Here is a 1884-nt window from a genome sequence, read left to right on the forward strand (position 1 = left end):
CCACCACCGCGCCCACCACCCCGGTGAAGACGACCACGCCGCACACCTCCGCGCCCACCACCGGCCCGGCCACCACCAACGCGGTCACCTCCGCCCGGGCCCAGATCCTCACCCTGGTCAACGAGCAGCGCGCCACCGCCGGCTGCCAGCCGCTCACCGCCAGTTCCTCCCTCGACACCCTCGCGCAGAACTTCAGCGACGAGATGGCCGCCCGCGGCTTCTTCGACCACACCGACCCCGACGGCAACGACCCCTGGGACCGCGCGAAGAAGCTCGGCGTCACCAGTCTCGGTGGCGAGAACATCGCGATGGGCCAGGCCGATGCCCAGGCCGTGATGACCGCCTGGATGAACAGCCCCGGCCACCGCGCCAACATCCTCAACTGCGACTACAAGACCCTCGGCGTCGGCATCCACTTCGGCACCGGCGGCCCCTGGTGGACCCAGGACTTCGGCTACTGACCACGCTTCGGCCCGCCGGGGCGGGCGCCTCGGGCTTGCCCGAGATCGGGCGCGGCTCGCATCGACCCGGGCTCGGGCTCGACCCGGGCTCGACCCAGGATCGGCTCGGCTCGGCTCGCTACATCCCGGGATCGGCGCTGCTCAGGCTCGACCCGCGAGCCCGGGGGTAATCGGACAACGCCCGCCCGACAGCCCCTCGGCAGTCGCCCGACAGACCCTAGGTGCCGGCTACGAATCAGCTGGGAATCCCTGGCAGCCGCCGCATTGCCGTCCCGGGCCTGACCTGCCGTGTCGTCCGACGGCGCCGACTCGCCGGCCACAGCTTTCCCACGCATCACAGCGTCCTCATATCGGCGGCTGCGACGTTCTGTGCAGTTGCCCACGTGAGAGGAGCATCACCATGAACGACCATGACACGGCAGGCCGCTCGACGGCCGGCTCGGACCCGGCGACCACGGCTGTGCACGCCCGTCGGCCGCTGTCCTGGCGGTCGGTGTCGAAGCGGACGGGGGCATGGATCGCAGCCGCCGGGCTGACCTGCGCGGTGGCCGGATGGAGCGGTCTCTCGGGGTCGGCATCGGCCGCCTCGTCCTCGTCCGGCACCTCGGCGTCCGGCACGTCGGTCGCGGCCACGGCCACACCGACCGCCACGCCGACCGCGCCGGGGTCCGGCGGCGGCGCCCGGTCCGGGCCGGCCGCCGGGGGCGCGACCGGCATCGTCGACGCCACGTCCACCTCGGGCTTCACTTTCGCTACCGCGACCGGTGTGAAGGTGACCGTCGACGAGACGTCCGCCACGACCTACCTGCGGGGTACCCACCGCACCTCGGCCGGCGCCGTGCACAAGGGCGCGAGCGTCCTGGTGCTGGGGACGGTCGACACCGCGACCATCACGGCCACCCAGGTCGTGGTGCAGCCCGGTGGCGACGGCGGGGCCGCGGCCGCCAAGAAGTCCGGGGTGATCCCCGTCCAGCAGGGGACGCCGTCGCCCACGAAGTCGGTCGGCCAGGTCCCGTCGGACTACACCGAGGGCGAGGGGACGGTCGTCGGCGGCACGACGGCGGACAAGGCGACGAAGGCCGCGCAGGCCGTCTTCGCCGGCGGCATCGTCGACCGTGTGGTGAAGCTGGACGACGGCGAGTACGAAGTCCACAACATCAGCATCAACTGGCCGCACCACGTCTTCGTGAGCAAGACCTTCAAGGTGCTCGGCGCCGAATAGCCACGTGCCGCCGCGGCGGATGACCGTATCGCGGCCGGCTCGTGCTTCTCACCGCGTTGCCCCCGGCGGCATGTCGCCAGGGGCAACGGCGTGCCGCGCCGCAAACAGCCCCGCGCCGCAAGCAGCCCCTCACCGTCGGACGCTGCTCCGCCGAAGGCGCGACCTGGCGGAAAGCGCTACGGGAGCTACGCTGGGCACATG

At 72.4% G+C, this 1884-nt stretch carries 3 protein-coding genes; 2 read left to right on the forward strand and 1 reads right to left on the reverse strand.

From position 1 onward, the window contains the following. Window positions 1-461 (forward strand): CAP domain-containing protein (locus AC13HU_RS36460; protein WP_483046288.1); only part of this gene is annotated, 461 nt, incomplete at its 5' end. Between the two features lie 345 nt (window positions 462-806). On the opposite strand, the gene AC13HU_RS36465 is transcribed toward AC13HU_RS36460, so the two are convergent. Continuing rightward, entirely contained in the window at window positions 807-1208 is a 402-nt protein-coding gene (locus tag AC13HU_RS36465; RefSeq protein WP_483046289.1) for a hypothetical protein, read from the reverse strand. 19 nt (window positions 1209-1227) lie between these two features. Between AC13HU_RS36465 and AC13HU_RS36470 the strand changes: the two genes are divergently transcribed. After that, on the forward strand, window positions 1228-1683 hold the full coding sequence (locus AC13HU_RS36470) for a hypothetical protein (RefSeq protein ID WP_483046290.1): 456 nt from the start codon (window positions 1228-1230) through the stop codon (window positions 1681-1683). Window positions 1684-1884 lie beyond the last annotated feature (201 nt).

The sequence above is a fragment of the Streptomyces sp. NH27 genome, assembly GCF_056859195.1.